Here is a 17,339-nt window from a genome sequence, read left to right on the forward strand (position 1 = left end):
ATGCTCGTCCCACGTCGTGACATCATCGCGAATGAACTCGCCGAAGGCACCGGAGCTACGATCGCTGTTCGTCCGTTCGATGTTGGAAAGCGAAAGGGTTTGAAACTTTGGTTCGACGACCTTGGTGAAAAGAACGGCCCGGTTGCGGAGCTCAAGCCACATGGGATCAAATCACATGAGGTTCGGATTTCATTTGGCCTTTTTTCGGCGCCTATTGTTGCTCAAATGGCTCAAGCTGATATCGAGGAGCTGACTTTGGCACGATCGTTGATGCGGTCTGTGGCCGCTGTAACCGATTTTTCTATCACCAACCAATCCCTAGAGAACTGGACCGTTGACGTTGGAAAATTCGAGGCGCTTTCAATCTATCGCCATAAGGATTTGCATCCAGATAGTGATGAAGCTGTAACGACTACTTGCCGGCAAGCCATCGTTCCCCTCATGGCCGCGATGGCAGAGTTGATAGGATACGATATCGTAGAGAATCCTCTCGATTCAGATGTGCCGGAAGTTGAAGGTGGCATGAGTCGGGCAACTGTCACACGGCGGGAACGTAATCCGCGGAGTCGGCTGCTGTGTCTTCGTATACATGGACACATCTGTAAAGCTTGCGGCATGGTGCCAGAAGAAGTTTACGGTATTGCTGGCAACATCATCGAAGTTCATCACCTCGAGCCTGTTTCGATGCTTGAAAAACCACGACCTTACGATCCTGAAACTGACCTCGTGCCACTCTGCCCGAACTGTCACCGGGCTGTTCATTCTCGGCGCCCTTGGCCACTCACTCTGGACGAGCTTTCGTCTGTTAGGGTGTCTCAACATGCGTAAATATGCCCATTTGCCGGAAACGTTCGGCGCAATCATTGCCCAAAGACCCGAGAAATTTACAGTCTCCGATAGAGTGCTGGATCCTGAGATATTAATTGATCGGGAAGGCGAACGAATTACAGCTACCCTTGTAGGAGTTCGAACTATTCGTGGCGTTCGGCACGTATTGTCCGGCCCATCGTCGAACCACGCATGGGTGATAGATGGCAGAACGCTGCGCCCTTTACCCTCAGACTCCCCCAAGACATTCAATTCTACTCTCCAAGGCCTAGATCCAACAAATCTGAGTTTTAGTGAAGCAATCCAGCTACTTCGGATTAATGATACCCCCTTGACGGTGAATGCGACGACATCATTTCACACTGAAGGTCGCATCGACGCCGATCGTCTCCCAGATACGGTGGAAATACCGGGCCTGAATGCTGATCTCTTTCCGTATCAAGCAAAAGGTGTAAGATGGATGCATGCTACTATTGCGCGCACCGGCGGACTTATTCTTGCCGACGAAATGGGGCTTGGCAAAACCCTGCAGATCATTGCGCTACTATTGATGGATCCACCGCCATTTATCTCTCCCGCGCTGGTAATCTGCCCAACCAGCCTTATCGCAAACTGGGTTCGAGAGATCGAACGTTTCGCCCCCTCTCTCACAATTGAAGTCCACCGGGGACCGCGCCGCACCGGAACATTTCGAGGGCTTCAGAACAGTAACATTGTCATAATGACCTACGATACGATGGCAAATGATATCGCTATCATTTCCGCATTCGAATGGAGCTGGCTAATCTGCGACGAAGCCCAAGCAATCAAGAACCCAGACTCAAACCGTCGGCAAGCAATCGCAACGATCCCACGTCAGTGTGCGATACCGATGACAGGGACGCCCGTGGAAAATACTCTGTTGGATCTCTGGTCCCTAATGGATGTCGCAATTCCGGGAATTCTGGATGGGCGTGATGATTTCGAAAAGCGATACCCAGATACCCTAGAAGCAGCCAAAGCTTTAGCGTCTGTAACTGATCCTATCATTTTAAAAAGAAGAGTATCTGAGGTGGCAGGTGATCTGCCCGAGCGCATCGACATAGACCTACCATTGGACCTAGATGATCAGCTTGTTGACCACTACCGACAAGTTCGCGAGCAGACCTTGGAGAAATATCCGGTGGCGGGTGCTCTTGTTGCCACACTCCAACTTCAACTTGTTTGCGCTCACCCTTGGCTCCGGCAAGCTGGGAACGATGATGATGGGGAGTTTTCTGAGATTGCCCGAAGTGATCACATCCCGTTAGTCACACCCAAAATGGAACGGACGCTTGAATTACTTCGAGAGGCCTTCGCAAATGGCCATAAAGTCATAATATTCGCGCTTTTCAATCGGATCGGAGACCTTATCCGTGAAGCAGGCTCTAATCTGCCTGACGCATACTGGGGCGCTATCAATGGTTCGACAGATCAATCAGACCGCCAGACGATTATCGATGAATTCAGTGATTACCAAGGACCCGGCTGCTTGATTCTTAATCCTAAGGCTGCAGGGGCCGGCCTCAATATCACTGCGGCCACCATCGTCATTCATTACACCCCGGTTTGGAACCCAGCTCTGGAAGCGCAAGCTAGCGCGCGTGCTCACAGACGTGGCCAGACTATGCCAGTGACTGTCTACCGGCTCTACTATGAGAACACCGTAGAGCGGGTGATGCTCGATAGATCCGCATGGAAACAAGACCTTGGCAACGAGATTCTTCCCCTTTCAACCCGGGACCGAAGCGATCTTGCACGTGCCCTTAGCATCCAGCCGGAGGCTATATGACTCGAACAGTTTTTCAGAAAACCCTAAGTGCTAACGACGTTGGAGCCACAGGGGGCCACCAAGGTGGCGTGTTGATCCCCAAAAGTGAGCACGACCTTCTGGCTATGCTTCCAACACTCAATCCCGACGTCAAAAACCCCGACGCATGGATAAATTGTATTGACGATCTGGGAGCGGTCCACGAATTCCGCTTTGTTTACTACAACAATAAACTTCATGACCAGTCCGGAACAAGAAACGAATACCGGATAACATGGATGACTTCATGGTTTCGCTCACAGCATGCCAACGAAGGCGATGTGTTCGAAATAAGTAAATCTCAGAAAGACAGTTTTTACCGTATCCGCGTCATCTGCTCTGTAGAAGAAACTATTCTCGAACATATATCCGAGCCGGCCAGAATAAAGCTTCGCGGATGGCGGAGAATACATTGATTAGGGAACCGAAATAAATGGGCTTCCCATTCTTAATTTACAACTGCGCAGAACTTCCGATCGAGCACCTCCAACTCGAGCCCTCTGCCACTAACTCTCTCTATCGTCGGGGAGCAACGAATATTGGCGATGTAATCGGCATGGTGGGCTCTGAACGATACCCGACCTCGGAGTGTGTTTCTGCCTTGAATGCATTAACTGCACTTGCCAAGGTAACCGGACCCCAAAAGACCGATTGGTATATGTTTTGGAAAAGTAGAGATTTCCACTTCAACTATGCGCGCTTGACCTGCCCAGAATTAGAGGCGTTGGACCGCAATGATCCTATATGCCCGGTGGATAAAGACTTATTCGGCAATGCAGGTCCAATGCTCGCACGGGCGGGATTCGATACTTTGGGCATGCTTGCAGAGGCCTTACGTGATGGACTTCCCGACATATCCGGTATGGGGCCAAAAAAGTATGACGAATTCTATGCAGGGTTGATGAAACTGGTTAAAAAGCTCCGCTCGGGAAAAGTCGCATTTGAGCAGCTAAAGCGTGAACCTGAAATAGCGATAGCTTCTGATATTGCCTCCAAATCGAATCCCGCCCATCGCGGTGCAGATCCATATAATCTTTCAGAGCCAGTGAAAGCGTTGGGTCTTGGGATCCTGCATGCGGGACCGAAGGCCAGAATGCTGGAAGCTGCTGGTCTTGTCACAGTCGGAGATGTCGCATCGCTGATGCCGGACGGCTTGCTCGAAATTTCTGGCATGGGCCGAAGCACCATCGAACGATTGGACAACGCGTTTAATCAACTGAACGTCTCTCAGACCGAAGCTGGTGATGTTGACTGGGAAAGATACTGTGCAGGTCTTTGTATCCCGCTCTTGCCTGCAGAGATGCAGTCGACCGACGGAACATCGTTCGTCAAGATGATCGGAGAAACGCTTGGAATGATTGGGGCAACCTTAGAGGATCCAGTTTATCAAAAGATTATAGCCCTGCGACTCTCAAAGCTACCGCAAGATAGGGCAACCTTAGATGAAATTGGCCAATCGATGGCAACGCCCGTTACTCGAGAGAGAATACGCCAAAAGGAAGCAAAGCTTCTCGCCGCACTGGCGGAAGCGCTTGTGTATGATGATTATTCCAACCTGAATGTCCACTTCAGGCCAGATTTCGCTGATTTTTGGAAAATTGCAGCCCTGCGATTTGATGCAGATACCGAGGCCGTGACATTTACCGCTTTGGTTGACGGATTATCAGATGTTTGGGAAGTTGATCGGACCCTATTGCTTGAACACCTCCCACTTATAGCAACTATACTAACCGGCGAGGTTCCAACCGGTATCTCTTTCGGCGATACTGCTCAGTTCGATCAACGACTTTTCACTTTGAACAGCACCGTGTCTGAAATACCATTTAGCCGACTTCAAGTGGGTCGCGCAGCCCGAACCTTATCGCAGCACGGTATCGAAACAATTGGTCATCTAGTTGATGCGGTGTCAGCCGGTCAGGTATCTAGACAGTCTGGAGCCCACTTCAGGTTGGCGATTGACCATCTGCAAGCAGTCGCAGACGCTTTTGATCCAAACGGCCAAGTAAACTGGGACGCATATAATCAAAGTATGAATATCGAGACGGTCCCGGCGCATAGTCCTCTGGGGCCAAAAGATTTTTTGGTTTCCCTGAATGACGTTATTTCCAAAATTTTGACTATATCGCCACCCTCGATGCGGTCAAAAGAGATATTTGAGCAGAGAGTGCTTCATTTTGTAGAGTCAAGGATTACGACTGAAGCCTTGGGCGAGAAGCTTGGGACGCACGGATCAAGTATCAAAAGAGAAGAAACTGTTACCCTCGAATTTCTGAATGATGTTATTATTCAAAAGAACTTTGCTGTCGCCCAAATGGATCTCGACTCGGAATTCCTCGCATTTTGGCAATTTGCTTCGGAGATATTTGATCAAAGTGATGGTGAAGCAGGTGAATTCTGTCGGCGCCTTTCGTTACGATGGAACGTTTTTCAAGCAGATGTCAACGCCGGGCTACCAACCTTGATGGCTGTATTAACGGGGTATCCATACGGGCGTTTGGGCCGATACGTTGGGCGCCGGAAAGCCGCAGAACCGGCAGTCGAACCACTTCCTAAGATTGCCACGGAAATTATGGAGCACAAAACCTTGGTCCTGCGCGGGTTCAGACGGGCACACTGAGTGTCATGTAAGAACTGAGTCTGTTTATTTAATTAGTTTCGGCTTTCCGTTAGAGAATATACCAATGTATTCAACTGGGTTTTTCGACTTTTAATGATTTAGATTGTGCTAGTATATCAGTGAGGAAGTTAAACTTGGCGGAAAGGCTCTAAACCACCTATGCCAAACTTACCTATTGTCAGCCCAACCCCAGCTCTCCGGGAAACATTGTATTCATACCTTGCCCGGCTTGCGGCCGTTTGGAAGACCGATGTCCGTGAACTAGCATTTGACATCGGCGCGCCTTTTAAGAAGCTGTTGAACCAAGATCCGGATGCTTTTGAAGCATTGGCGGATTGGGCCGACCTGGCCCCAGATGTAATGGATGAACTTTTATCTTGGACTGGGGTGAGAGCTGGCGATGTCCGAATGGAATTCCGGGGCGAGTTGTTCGTTTCCAGAGCTATCCGAAATCCGGTGATGCGAGGGTGCCCGGTGTGCTTGCGTGAAGATGCGTCCGCGGTAGACGGTCAAGCTGTCTCGTCCATGGTAATGCGGGGGGACTGGCAGTATCGAGAGGTCAATCTCTGTGTAGGCCATGGTCATCCCCTTATTCAACTATGGAAATCCGAGGCACTACAGGACCGATTTGATATCGCAGCCCGGCTTTTGGAAATAGATGAAAGCATCCTTTCGGGTGCTTTGGATAGGCCAAGACAGGAGCCTTCGAGTTATGATCTCTGGCTTGACCAGCGACTCCAGAGCGGATCCGATCAAACGTGTCTTCGAGATCAATCTGTTCATGCCATTGCCCCGCTTTGTCGGCTTTTAGGCCAAGCAGTTTTGAATGTGAAAACCTCCGAAAGCGACAATACTTCCAACTCAGTGCATACAGTGGGTTTTAATATTGCGGTCCAAGGAAATACGGCAACCCGTGCTGCTCTTGATCAGATCGCGGCGACCGCGACCAAGTCATCCGATGAGCCCGGAAAGATTTTTGGGCCGCTCTACAACTTGTTGAACCGCGACTATCTGAATGATCCAGACTTTGGTCTGTTTCGCGAGATTCTTAGGGAATGCGTCCTCGATCATTGGCCGCGGGCCGCAGGAGAAGTGGTGCTGGGTCAGACTATACCAGAGCGGCGCCTGCACTCACTTTTAACAGCATCAAGGAAGACAGGAATTGGACCCGCGGCGCTGGAACACTTTTTGATCGAGGCTGGAGCTTTCCGGGAAGACGATAAACGTCCTCAAGGTCGTAAGCTATTCGACGCAAAAAAATATGACCCGCTTCTGACAGAAATCCCGACTCTCGTCGGACCGATCGCCATGCGCACTGCAATGGGTGCCACACGCCAAGAACTCGAGGCCTTAGAAGAGGAGGAATTGCTGATCCCTCGAACGAGAGTTGCGAAAGTCAAAAACCCATGGTGCATTTCTGACGGAATTGCTTTTGTTGCCGAACTAACTGCCTGTTCCTCCATCCCGGTGGATGAGGGCGATAAAGGCTGGGAAACGTTGCTTTTCGCTCGCAGGAGAAGGGAAGTAAGTCTTGTAGATCTGATCAACGGAATACGAGACCAGACACTCAAAGCTGGTCAACGAGCGGGGGTCAAGGGCTTCCACGGAGTTGTGGTGCAGATATCCGAGGTAAACTCTTTCGCAGGCCCTCGTCCCAAAGCGCATGTTGAGGTTCTTGACCAAGAGTTCGGAGAAATGTCCGCTGCCGAATTCGGCCGATTGGTTGGGTTGAGAAATAATGGTGTCTTTATGAACTTGGTTGAGACTGGGTATGTGAATACGAGGCTCGTCAAAAATCCACGGACGGGGCAGTTACAACATAGGATGACACTAAAGGATATCACGGAATTTCATCGACGTTTCGTCACTCTCACAACTCTCGTAACCGAAACTGGACAGCATCGGAACACGTTGAAAGGTATTCTTGCGGCAGGAAGAGTCACGCCTTTCTCCCCCGATGGTCAGGATTATGGGGCTGTGTATCTAAGGGCGGACGTTACAAGGCTAATTTAGAAATAACTACTTCTTAGTTCTCCATATTTAGGACCTCACAACTGCTATGGCCGCGCCAATCAATTGTTAACGGTGGAAGAATTGTCTTCGATAATAGCTATTGAACGCGACGTGGCCTTGATCGATCAAGAAATTTAGATCTTTTTTTGCCGACCCTCAACATCGTTGAGCCAGCTTTCAAGACCGATGAGTTCCGTCTCGACTCGCTCAGGCGTCGGCGCGACCGGGTTCATGGCATCCGAAATCTTGTGAAGCAAGACAGAGCACTCCCCGTAATGAACTCGCATGGTCTTGATGCCCTCGCATGGTCTTGGCGTGTTGCTCGGTGATGGCCGATAGCTTTGCGAAGCCTTTCGTGTCCACTTTGCTGACAAAGGTGCGGAGGCGTCTCAAACGAAAATGAGATCATGTTCAGCGACAGGTTCGAAACTTTCGCCGTGCGTGCTGGAATCCAAATTGCCGCTGCACCATGCATCAAGATAGCGGCGCACAGACATGAGGCCGTTGAGCCCGCCCTCCAGCATGCTTCTCAGAGGTGAGTTCCCGTCAAAATGAGGACCTTTGTGGATGCCTTTTAACCAAAGCATTCTTTGCGCCTCGTCCTCAAACAAGAAGGTAAGAGCTCTGTAGATTCCGATTGTCGCTGATATGCGTAAAAGGGTATCAGGTGAAAGCGCGATGGGCCGGTAGTGGTTCGCTTTCATCAACCATCTATAATAGGTGGACCTGCTCGGGTTGCCTAATATGATGATACGTTCCGCCACACTTAAGCCAAGTCGATCTGCGATTTTCTGAAAAGCTCGGAGGCCCGGGCCGCTTGTTCTTGTGCAGTCATCCCGCGATATCGTGCGAACATTAGACGGTAGCGAACCGGCATTTCTATGGAATTCTGTGCTTCGCACTTCGAACCTCCTTCGATCTTTCCTAAATATGGCCTCACGGTGTCATGACCTTACTACGAGACCATAGTTGGGAAATTTATAGCACGAAAAAGTTACTTAATTTGCCCTTCGGACATTATTATTAAATTATGAAGCCATATAGTCAGATGACCTAAGCCTTCTTGTGTCTGGCCCATTTGGCTTATCGAAAAAACCCAGCAGACGACTTTCAGCTTTAGCTCGCTCCCAGTCGTGCTTAAGAAGCCGGGCAGTTTGGGCCAAGAACTTTCTTCTCAACAAGTCATCAGGTGCCTCTACGGCCCTGTGGAGAGTTTCGAGGATATCGTTGTCATTCTTGTCATTGGGGTTGAGGCGAATTCGGAACTCTCCAATAATTAAGAGAAAAGAAGGTGATTGAGTTTCTTTGCTCAACATCATCTTTACCGCCTCAAGCGTAAGCTGTCGTATCCGGTCACGCCACTCTTTGCGCTCCTCCACTACATCTTTCGAGTAACCAGACGCCTTCGCTGTGGCGTATGCAACGATGACCGAAACAAGTGCGCTAAAAATAATTGTATGTAACTCATTCATATTTTTGGATACTTTCTTGTAATGCTCTGACTTGGCTCCGCTCGCATAAAAGATAAGCTGATCGCGCAGTCGATCATAGTCTTACTAATGAAAATACTCCGGACGGTTACGTTGAAAGCAGTAATGGGCTCTGAATTCGACCTGCGGCCGTGCGGCACAGGTTTTGCATGCCGCCTCAAGCGAGCGTCGCCTTCGGCCCGAGACCGAAAATAGGCCTGCTGAGGAAGTTCTACGGTGCCAGCTTAACCTACGGGCAATTCTTTGCTGATCTTTTCAGCGCTGTTAGACCTCTTCATGCGGAGGTGCAGGATGGCCGATAACGACGAATACGAGAAGCCGAAGAAGATCAAGCGACGCCGGGGGAATACCCTTGAACGTTGGGAGGTCGCCCTCGTGAAGGCGATGATCGAGCGCGGCCATTACAGCGATCAGGACATCTTGGCCTATTTCACCCGCCCGACGCGGTCGCTGAATGGTCGGACGATCCACGAAATCCATATAGGCAAGAAGCACAAGGCGACGAAAGCGGCCGATCCCGAGGAGCTCGACGCGTTTCTCGCGACGTGGCCGGACGTGGACCTCGAAACCGGCCTAAGCGCACGTGGCGACGAACTCTTGATCAAGAGCAGGGAGGCGATGATCGCAGCGGTCCACATCTTCAACTCGGCTGGGCTCATGTTCCGCGCTGAGCTGTTCATCACGACCGCGGTCATCGCATGGACCTATTTGCTGCACGCTTACTACAAGCGAGAGGGTATCCCCTACGTCTACAAGGACAATAAGACCGCTCACGGCGCCGATAGATATTGGGACCTCACCAGATGCATAAGCACTGGAAAGTGCCCGATCTCTGAAGGCGCCAAGACTAATCTGAAGTTCTTAATCGACCTCCGGCATGAGATTGAGCATCAGTCGACGAGCCGAATCGACGACGCGATCGGTGCTGAGCTCCAGTCCTGTGCGATCAACTTCAACGATGCGCTCAAGGACTTGTTCGGCAAACAGTTCGGCCTCGAAAAGAGGTTGCCGATCGCGCTACAATTCGTGTCGTTTGGACCGGAGCAGCGGAGTGCGATGAAGAAAGCGTCGTCGCTGCCTACTCACGTCTCATCTTTCATCAAAGCGTTCGAGCATGGTCTCACTGACGAGCAAGTGAAAGACCCCGCATTCCGGTTAAAAGTCGCCTTCGTGCCGGTCGCTGCGAAGAAAGCAGCCGGCGCCGATGTCGCGGTTGTTACGGTCAAGCCCGGTAGTGAGGAGGCGGAAAAGGTTGGGGACGTGATCTTCAAAGAGGTCAATCGCGCTCGATACATCAGAAAGGATGTCCTGACTTCAGTGACGAAGGCCGGCTACCCGAAGTTTGGCTCGGGGGACCACACGGCACTCATGCAGAAGCTCGAAGCTAAGAACCCCGCAAAGGGATATGGTTGCGAGGGAGACTACAAGGGCACTTGGGTCTGGTATGACCGCTGGATCGAGCGCGTCATCGAACATTGCAAGCAGGAAGGTGATCGCTATCGGTGATTGACAAACGTTTGCTGTGATCTGAGCCAAGATCGTGATCAGGCTGGCGAGCGAAGAGGTGTTAAGGCCTGGCTCCGGATCTTCTGACTGACCCATCCGAGGCTTACGGGCTACCGCTTTGACGGGAGATTTTCTGCATTGGCACTCAAGCTATTCTATCGCAACATGCGCTTTCTTTAGCACGGGCAGGAGTTTGAATGTTTTCCAAACGACATGGATTTTCGAGCGCTCCACCAATTTTATTCCGGCATGATGCGCCGGAAGGTCTTAGGTTTGGGGTAATTCAGGCCGCATACGATCACCTCCGATACGATCTAATACGGACATGTATCTGCCGGGTTTTGCGTGCGTCGCCCGACCGAGGAAATTGGAGCGAGATTCCAAATATCCGCGACGAAGTATTGCGCCTTATTGAGGATGCCGAGTGGTATCAGGTCTACGATGTGATCGAAGGACTGGTCGAGTTTATTGAAGGCACACGGGGCTATGACACCGCGGTGCAATTTGCGGAGCAGATCAACGGCCTGTTTGTCGACACTGGCGCTGGCTGGCAGCTAAAACCCGGTGAGGGGGTAGTCATCCGAGGCGATGCCGAGTTTGAAGAAGCGGTAGAGCGTGCGCAGATCTCACTGAGCCAAGCGAATTACGGCGTCGCCGAGAGTGAAATTCGCGAGGCCCTTCATGACATATCTCGCAGGCCTGAACCGGACCTCACGGGAGCCATTCATCACGCCCTTGGCGCACTCGAATCCACAGCAAGGTATCTCAGCGGCAGCGAGAAGCCCTTCAACGAAGTGGTGTCCTTGGTTGGCGTTCCAAAGCCGCTCGACAGCGCACTGTCGAAGCTTTGGGGCTACTCTTCAAATTTCGGACGCCATGTCAGCCCCACGAATGTGCCATCGCTTAATGATGCGACACTCGTTGTCCACCTTTCAAGCGCGATTTGCCGTTACCTCGTGGCGGAACGACAGTGAAGGGGCTTCTTGATTTCGCAGATGAGCGCCACAAAGCATGGTGCATCCACTGCGGCGCAGTCTTGGCAAATGTCGAAACCAACCTCGATCATATTCCATCGAAGAGCATTCTTGATCGACCCTTCCCAGAAAATTTGCCGACGATCCGCATCTGCCGATCATGCAACACCTCTTTCTCCAATGACGAGGAGTATTTCACAGCGTTCCTCGGATCTGTTCTTGTAGGGACCGCTGACCCTGATCACCAGGTCGTCGAAAGGGCCGAGAAGACGTTGAGCAAGAACTTTCGCTTGCAAGACGAGATTGAGGCTCAGCTTCGGGTCGAAGAAGATGTCGATGGGAATGACCAAGTGACATTCGTGCCTGACATCGACCGCATCCGCAATGTAGTCATTAAGAACGCTCGCGGGCACGTATTGTTCGAGCACGGTCAGCCGGCTCGAGGCGAACCGGCCCACATCGCCATAGAACCACTGCAAATCCTGACGCCTGAGGCGGTCAGGTCATTCGAAATGATCGACTATGGCCCGGGATGGCCTGAGGTTGGAAGTCGGCTGATGTCGCGATTGGTTAGCGGCGCAGACATGGGTGCTGACGGATGGGTGATCGTCCAACCGAATGTGTATAGGTTCGCTGTCGTGGTCAATAGTCAGTTCGTCGTGCGAACAGTGATCCGCGAGTATCTTGCCACAGAGGTTGTCTGGGACCGGTGAGGCGAACAGCATGCGGCCAGCACGGCCCGTTTCTTCTGAACCGCGCCAACTATCTGGAGGCTAGTTTCAGGGCGGCAACGCGGCAAGGTTTTCAATATCCAGAGCGGCATAAAAATCTACTCCCCGGCTGGTATATATCCGCTTCTGCAAGTGGTGTGCGTTGCGATCTCGTGTGCGGTGAACTACCGCTCTTCTTCACGATGAGCCCGGCGTCGAACGGGACAACACGGCTGAATGTCCGTTTTTTCGGATCGTCTGGGGTGGGTTAGCACGCGTGGTGAACTTCCGGAATCCGCCCTTGGTGTCGGCCGAAGCGAACGGCCCACATTTTGCGATCTGACTGACTTGTCTGACGATTGGGGCCTTCTCAATCAACCGACAGGAGGTTCCCATGACAGAGGAGAGAGTAACCCCGCTGCGCCAGCGGATGATCGAAGACATGCGCATCCGTGGGATGGGCGAGAAGGCGCAGAAGTCCCACATCCGGGCGATCAAGGACTTCGCGGCCTTTCTTGGGCGGCCACCCGACACGGCGACACCGGAAGATCTCCGCGCGTATCAGCTGCATATGACAGACAGCGGGGTGACCCTGTCGACGTTCAACGTGCGGATCGTCGCGCTGCGGTTCTTCTTCAGCATGACCTGCGGGCGCGAGGAGATGAAGCGCTACATGCAATTCCGCACCGAACCGCGCAAGCTGTCCGTGGTTTTCAGCGTCGAGGAGGTGTCCGACATCCTGATGGCAGCGCCCGGACCGGGGCTGAAGTATCGGGCCGCGCTCAGCATCTCTTACGGCGCAGGACTTCGGGCGTCCGAGGTCTGCAACCTAAAGATCAGCGATATCGACAGCGACCGGATGCTGATCCATGTTGAGTTGGGAAAAGGTCAGAAGGACCGGAAGGTGATGCTGTCACCCGGCTTGCTGGAGTTGCTAAGGGCCTGGTGGCGCGAGGCACGTCCCGAAGGCTGGCTGTTTCCCGGCAAGCCGAAGATCAACCCGATTTCGCCGCGTCAGTTAAGCCGCGCTTTCACCTCAGCCAAGCATATGGCAGGGGTCAAGAAGCCGGCGACATTGCACACGTTGCGACACAGTTTTGCCACCCACCTTTTGGAGGCAAACACCGACGTGCGGGTTATTCAGGTGCTGCTCGGTCACGCCAAGCTGACGACCACTGCGCGATACACTCATGTGGCCACCAAGACGATCCGCGACACTGTCAGCCCCTACGAGATGCTGGCCAAATTGCAGGATCAGACGGTGAAGCGAAGTCTGGAGTGACCGGACGCCGAGGTGCCCCGGACCGAACTGGAGATTGCTGATATCTTCCGCGCCCATGGTCCTGCGTGGCGGCTGGCCAATGCGGGGCATGTCAGCCTCTCCCAGTTAAAAGTGATGTCGGCTATCGAGGCCTGCCGGTCTGAGGCTCTTGGCGGGCATGTGGCTGGCTGTGCCACATGCGGCCACCATCACATCGCTTATAGCTCCTGCAAGAACCGGCACTGCCCGAAGTGCTAGAGACCGGCCGCGCGCGACTGGATGGAGGCACGGGCCGAAGATCTGCTGCCCGTGGAATATTTCCACGTCGTCTTCACCCTGCCAGCTGAGATCGCGCAGATCGCCTATTGGAACAAGAAGGCGATCTATGGCTTGCTGTTCAAGGCGTCGGCCAAGACCGTCATGACCATCGCGGCCGACCGCAAGCGCATGGGCGTGCGAGTGGGCATGACCAGCGTGCTGCACACATGGGGATCGGCACTGACCCATCATCCGCATATCCATATGATCGTCCCCGGCGGCGGCCTGTCGCCGGACAGCACCAAATGGGTCGCCAGCAAGCCTGGGTTCTTCTTGCATGTGCGCGTGCTGTCGCGCCTGTTCCGCCGCCTCTTTCTGGACGGGCTCGTGGCGCTGCACCAAGCCGGAGACCTGGCTTTCTATGGGGACTTGGAGCGGCTGGCGCTGACGGACGCCTTCACCACCTGGCTCACCCCTTTCCGCAAATCCGAATGGGTGGTCTATTCCAAGCCGCCCTTTGGCGGCCCAGAGGCCGTGCTTGCCTACCTGAGCCGCTATACTCACCGCGTCGCCATCTCAAACCACCGCTTGGTCAGCGCTGATGCCGACACCGTCGCCTTCCGTTGGAAAGACTGCCGCCTCAAAAATGGGGACCGCCAGAAGATCATGCGCTTAGCCACGCCTGAGTTCATCCGACGCTTTTTGATCCACGTCCTTCCTGACGGGTTCCACCGGATCCGCCACTACGGCCTGCTGGCCAGCAGCGCTCGCAAAGCTAATCTCACAAAAATCCGCAAACTGCTCTGCGTCCAACCACCAGATCAGGCAGATGTCCAAGACGCTGAGCCAGACGTCACCCCGCTCACGCTGCGTGAACCATGCCCATGCTGCGGGGGACCCATGCGCATCATCGAGATCTTTCGTTGCGGGCAGAAACCGATGTCACGCGCGCCACCACGGGAGCAGGCCGCATGACCGACCGCCTGTCACAGATCATCAACCCACGCTGGCTGCTCCGTGCAGAACCGGACCGAGCCACCTGCGCCGATCAGGTATCAGCAAGTTCCCAAACCACAAATCCACCCAGCCCGGCGGGCAGCGCTTGGCGACTGGGCTGGGAAGCCCGCATCTGCAGCCTCGTGCGCAAGGCCAAACGGCCCGCTGAAACAGCCGTCGTCTCGATCGTCAGCGAACTTTACCCATAGCATCACCAAGACCCTCGCGGCTTCGACCTTGGGAGGTTTTCCAACGCGGGTCGTCCGCCCGCCAAGACGCGAACCTCACGCCGCGACCCGCATCAGAAAACCTTCACCAAAGCCGACCTTGGTGAAGTTTGTAGCGAATGGCGGCTACGAGCCCATACCTCCCAATTGCTGCGCGAAGCACAAACGGGTTGGAAGCGCTGAAAGCCGACATCAACCGAGCCGCGAGCATGCCTCAGCTGCCAATTAGCCACCTCAGCTGACACCCCTTGAACCGGCCTTTGGAACTTGTCGCAGCAAGACCAGTGCTCATCTTTGAGGGCTACTGACAACCGAAAAGCTATATAGCAGCCCTAAGAATGCGTCTTGCTCACTCAAGAGTCTGTTTGGTATCCGTTTTTCCAACATCACGCTGAAGCTTGCATATTTGTGCTGAGCTCTCGCTAAATCGTGCTGCTGGAGGGCACTAGAATGGATGAAGTCAGCGGTATCGATCTGGGCATTTTTTTCGACGCAGCGCCGACGGCGCAGATGGTGTTCACGCCGGACCTCCGGATCGTCGCGGCGAACCAACGTTATTGCGCCATGCTGGGCCGCCAGCCCGAAGAACTAATCGGGAACCGGGTTTTCGAGGCCTTCCCAGCTAATCCAGATGATCCGAACTCGGACGCCGAGGCGGAATTGCAGGCCTCGACAGACGCAGTTGTCGCGACTGGAGAGGCACAGGAAATGCCGTTGCGACAGCACGATGTCCAGGAAGCCGACGGTCGCTACGGCACAAGATATTGGCGCATCCTGAACTCACCCGTCTTCGCCGACGCATCCGAGCCGGAACGGGTGACCCACGTGATCCATACAGCAGAAGACGTTACGCGGAGCATTCTGGGGGAGCGCGCTGACGCTGCGAAGCGAAGGGCTGCAATGCGCGGTGCGGAGCTCAGCTACTTCGAGTTCGACCCGGCTTCCGGGAGGCTGACCCGCTCGCCGCAATTGGATGCCCTGTTCGGCTTTGAACCAGGAGAGACTGTCACAACGGCACAGGAGTTCTTTGACCGCATCCATCCCGATGACCATGGGGCGACCATAGCCGAGATTGAGCGCGTCGGTCGCACCATTGGGTCGGACCTGCATCTCGACTACCGGATAATGCGCCCCGACGGAACCGTGCGATGGGCCATTGGGCACGGCGAATCTGTCCGAAATCCGGACACGCATGAGGTCAGGATCGTCGGCATCGTCCTTGACGTGACATCGATCCGCGAACGCGAAGAGAGCCTGCGCGAGGCGGTCCAAGCGCATGACGTGCTGATCGCAGAGGTTAACCACAGGGTGAAGAACTCGCTCCAGATGGTTGCGAGCATTCTTAGCCTGGAGGCATCTGCGACCACGGACGCGGCCGCGCGCGCATCGCTCAAGGCCGCTACGGCGCGCGTGAACGCCGTCGCGGCGATCCATGCCTCGCTCTACGAGGACGAAGACGTGCGTTCGGTCCAGATCGACAGATACCTGGAACGGTTGAAAGAGCACCTTCACGCTTCGCTTTCAGGTGAAGGCGGGGGTGTCCGGATCACACTCGACGTGGACCCAATCCGGCTTCCAACCGACAAGGCCGTCACGCTGTCTCTGGCGGTGAACGAGCTGGTCACCAACTCGTTCAAGCACGCCTTTGAACCAGATGAAGAAGGCACCGTGACCATCAGTCTGCGGCGTAACGGCGACGACTCAATCACTCTCGAGGTTGCAGACGACGGAACAAACCGGGCTACCGATCGTTCGGACATTAGGCCACCATCGTCAGGTCTCGGTCAGCGTTTGATTGAGGGAATGGCATCGCAACTGGGTGGAACAATCGAGATAGAGAGTAAGAATGGCTGGCGGACAAAAATCCTTTTTCCCGAATGAGGGAGCCGCCACTCTGAAAGTTCTCGTGGTTGAAGACAACATCTTCATCGCGCTTGATTTGGAAGGGCAGCTTGGTGAACTGGGACATGACGTCGTCGGCATCGCCGCGACTGCGTCAAAGGCGATCCAGATGGCCCGAGATTCCGTTCCTGATCTTGCAATCGTCGATCTTCAGCTTGCCGATGGGAGCCGCGGGCAGGATGTAGCGTTGGTGCTTCGTCGTGAGATGGAAATTCCGTCCATCATCGTGAGCGGGAGCCTGCACCAAGTGACCGACGAAGAGAAAGCAGCGATTCGTCCGGACGCAATGCTTTCGAAGCCGCTGCTTTCGGGTGAACTTGGTCGCGCAATCGGAACCGTGAAAATCTCGGATAGCCCCAAGGACGAATGACGGCTGTCGCAAACCGCATAAAGCGGACCTTAACAGCCAAAACTCGAACGGCAGCAAAGTCCCGCTCAGCGGACGGTGACCAGCCCGTGTTTGAAGGTCCGCTGTCGGGCGCTCGTCGGTCAGAACTCAACCGTTTGTGTCACAGGCGGAATCGACCGTATTTGTCCCACCCGTTTTGACCATAGATTTTTGTCCAACAGCAGACGTTCGTGGAGAGCGCGGCGAAAGTCGGGAACGAGCCCAGAGTGACCGATGCTGCGCAGTGCAAAAAGGTCTGCTTCGGTGAAATCTGTTGAGCTCTGCACTTTTGTTGAGGCTCACTCGAATAAGTGCCATGCTAAGCATAATTTTGAACAGAA

14 protein-coding genes and 1 pseudogene are annotated in these 17,339 nt (G+C 53.8%); 13 read left to right on the forward strand and 2 right to left on the reverse strand.

Annotated elements, in window-relative coordinates:
* The 5 genes from AB4M76_RS04335 (at nucleotide 1) to AB4M76_RS04355 (ending at nucleotide 7,286) form a co-directional block, all read left to right on the forward strand.
* Nucleotides 1-828 (forward strand): HNH endonuclease, encoded by an 828-nt coding sequence (locus tag AB4M76_RS04335; protein WP_348410781.1) that lies wholly within the window; start codon nucleotides 1-3, stop codon nucleotides 826-828.
* Complete coding sequence (locus AB4M76_RS04340) at nucleotides 821-2,638, forward strand: DEAD/DEAH box helicase (RefSeq protein ID WP_368440588.1); 1,818 nt, start codon at nucleotides 821-823, stop codon at nucleotides 2,636-2,638. The genes AB4M76_RS04335 and AB4M76_RS04340 overlap by 8 nt, the downstream gene beginning before the upstream one ends.
* Nucleotides 2,635-3,072 carry an EcoRII N-terminal effector-binding domain-containing protein gene (locus AB4M76_RS04345; RefSeq protein ID WP_368440589.1) on the forward strand — a complete coding sequence of 146 codons (438 nt, stop codon included), beginning with the start codon at nucleotides 2,635-2,637 and terminating at the stop codon, nucleotides 3,070-3,072. The genes AB4M76_RS04340 and AB4M76_RS04345 overlap by 4 nt, the downstream gene beginning before the upstream one ends.
* 17 nt (nucleotides 3,073-3,089) lie before the next feature.
* Nucleotides 3,090-5,273 carry a hypothetical protein gene (locus AB4M76_RS04350; RefSeq protein ID WP_368440590.1) on the forward strand — a complete coding sequence of 728 codons (2,184 nt, stop codon included), beginning with the start codon at nucleotides 3,090-3,092 and terminating at the stop codon, nucleotides 5,271-5,273.
* Between the two features lie 159 nt (nucleotides 5,274-5,432).
* A complete protein-coding gene (locus AB4M76_RS04355; protein WP_368440591.1) occupies nucleotides 5,433-7,286 on the forward strand; it encodes a TniQ family protein in 1,854 nt (617 codons plus the stop codon).
* Nucleotides 7,287-7,675: 389 nt separating this feature from the next.
* Here AB4M76_RS04355 and AB4M76_RS04360 read toward each other — a convergent pair whose 3' ends face one another.
* Both AB4M76_RS04360 and AB4M76_RS04365 read right to left on the reverse strand, forming a co-directional pair.
* Nucleotides 7,676-7,990: an antitoxin Xre/MbcA/ParS toxin-binding domain-containing protein gene (locus tag AB4M76_RS04360; protein WP_368440592.1), complete on the reverse strand. Its 315-nt coding sequence runs from the start codon at nucleotides 7,988-7,990 to the stop codon at nucleotides 7,676-7,678.
* Nucleotides 7,991-8,314: 324 nt separating this feature from the next.
* On the reverse strand, nucleotides 8,315-8,758 hold the full coding sequence (locus AB4M76_RS04365; RefSeq protein WP_368440593.1) for a hypothetical protein: 444 nt from the start codon (nucleotides 8,756-8,758) through the stop codon (nucleotides 8,315-8,317).
* 309 nt (nucleotides 8,759-9,067) lie between these two features.
* Here AB4M76_RS04365 and AB4M76_RS04370 point away from each other — a divergent pair, with 309 nt between their 5' ends.
* From AB4M76_RS04370 to AB4M76_RS04405, 8 genes and pseudogenes are all read left to right on the forward strand, one after another.
* Nucleotides 9,068-10,282 carry a DUF3644 domain-containing protein gene (locus tag AB4M76_RS04370; protein WP_348410384.1) on the forward strand — a complete coding sequence of 405 codons (1,215 nt, stop codon included), beginning with the start codon at nucleotides 9,068-9,070 and terminating at the stop codon, nucleotides 10,280-10,282.
* 197 nt (nucleotides 10,283-10,479) lie between these two features.
* The gene (locus AB4M76_RS04375; protein ID WP_368440594.1) at nucleotides 10,480-11,256 is read left to right on the forward strand and encodes an AbiJ-NTD4 domain-containing protein; all 777 of its coding nucleotides are present in this window, start codon (nucleotides 10,480-10,482) and stop codon (nucleotides 11,254-11,256) included.
* Nucleotides 11,253-11,969, forward strand: a complete 717-nt coding sequence (locus tag AB4M76_RS04380) for a hypothetical protein (protein ID WP_368440595.1) — start codon at nucleotides 11,253-11,255, stop codon at nucleotides 11,967-11,969. The genes AB4M76_RS04375 and AB4M76_RS04380 overlap by 4 nt, the downstream gene beginning before the upstream one ends.
* Nucleotides 11,970-12,360: 391 nt before the next feature.
* The gene (locus AB4M76_RS04385) at nucleotides 12,361-13,248 is read left to right on the forward strand and encodes a tyrosine-type recombinase/integrase (RefSeq protein WP_368440596.1); all 888 of its coding nucleotides are present in this window, start codon (nucleotides 12,361-12,363) and stop codon (nucleotides 13,246-13,248) included.
* Between the two features lie 12 nt (nucleotides 13,249-13,260).
* Nucleotides 13,261-14,460: pseudogene (locus tag AB4M76_RS04390) on the forward strand (IS91 family transposase).
* Complete coding sequence (locus AB4M76_RS04395) at nucleotides 14,457-14,690, forward strand: hypothetical protein (RefSeq protein WP_368440597.1); 234 nt, start codon at nucleotides 14,457-14,459, stop codon at nucleotides 14,688-14,690. The pseudogene AB4M76_RS04390 and the gene AB4M76_RS04395 overlap by 4 nt, the downstream one beginning before the upstream one ends.
* 468 nt (nucleotides 14,691-15,158) lie before the next feature.
* Nucleotides 15,159-16,589, forward strand: a complete 1,431-nt coding sequence (locus AB4M76_RS04400; RefSeq protein WP_368440598.1) for a sensor histidine kinase — start codon at nucleotides 15,159-15,161, stop codon at nucleotides 16,587-16,589.
* Nucleotides 16,555-16,980 (forward strand): response regulator, encoded by a 426-nt coding sequence (locus tag AB4M76_RS04405; protein ID WP_368440599.1) that lies wholly within the window; start codon nucleotides 16,555-16,557, stop codon nucleotides 16,978-16,980. Before AB4M76_RS04400 ends, AB4M76_RS04405 begins: the two co-directional genes overlap by 35 nt.
* Nucleotides 16,981-17,339: the final 359 nt, after the last annotated feature.

The sequence above is a fragment of the Sulfitobacter sp. PS-8MA genome, from assembly GCF_040933935.1.
Taxonomy (GTDB): Bacteria; Pseudomonadota; Alphaproteobacteria; order Rhodobacterales; family Rhodobacteraceae; genus Sulfitobacter.

Coding starts and splice junctions, on each gene's coding strand:
- AB4M76_RS04335 (WP_348410781.1), top strand. CDS start 1: ATGCTCGTCCCACGTCGTGACATCATCGCGAATGAACTCGCCGAAGGC.
- AB4M76_RS04340 (WP_368440588.1), top strand. CDS start 821: ATGCGTAAATATGCCCATTTGCCGGAAACGTTCGGCGCAATCATTGCC.
- AB4M76_RS04345 (WP_368440589.1), top strand. CDS start 2,635: ATGACTCGAACAGTTTTTCAGAAAACCCTAAGTGCTAACGACGTTGGA.
- AB4M76_RS04350 (WP_368440590.1), top strand. CDS start 3,090: ATGGGCTTCCCATTCTTAATTTACAACTGCGCAGAACTTCCGATCGAG.
- AB4M76_RS04355 (WP_368440591.1), top strand. CDS start 5,433: ATGCCAAACTTACCTATTGTCAGCCCAACCCCAGCTCTCCGGGAAACA.
- AB4M76_RS04360 (WP_368440592.1), bottom strand. CDS start 7,990: ATGAAAGCGAACCACTACCGGCCCATCGCGCTTTCACCTGATACCCTT.
- AB4M76_RS04365 (WP_368440593.1), bottom strand. CDS start 8,758: ATGAATGAGTTACATACAATTATTTTTAGCGCACTTGTTTCGGTCATC.
- AB4M76_RS04370 (WP_348410384.1), top strand. CDS start 9,068: ATGGCCGATAACGACGAATACGAGAAGCCGAAGAAGATCAAGCGACGC.
- AB4M76_RS04375 (WP_368440594.1), top strand. CDS start 10,480: ATGTTTTCCAAACGACATGGATTTTCGAGCGCTCCACCAATTTTATTC.
- AB4M76_RS04385 (WP_368440596.1), top strand. CDS start 12,361: ATGACAGAGGAGAGAGTAACCCCGCTGCGCCAGCGGATGATCGAAGAC.
- AB4M76_RS04395 (WP_368440597.1), top strand. CDS start 14,457: ATGACCGACCGCCTGTCACAGATCATCAACCCACGCTGGCTGCTCCGT.
- AB4M76_RS04400 (WP_368440598.1), top strand. CDS start 15,159: ATGGATGAAGTCAGCGGTATCGATCTGGGCATTTTTTTCGACGCAGCG.
- AB4M76_RS04405 (WP_368440599.1), top strand. CDS start 16,555: ATGGCTGGCGGACAAAAATCCTTTTTCCCGAATGAGGGAGCCGCCACT.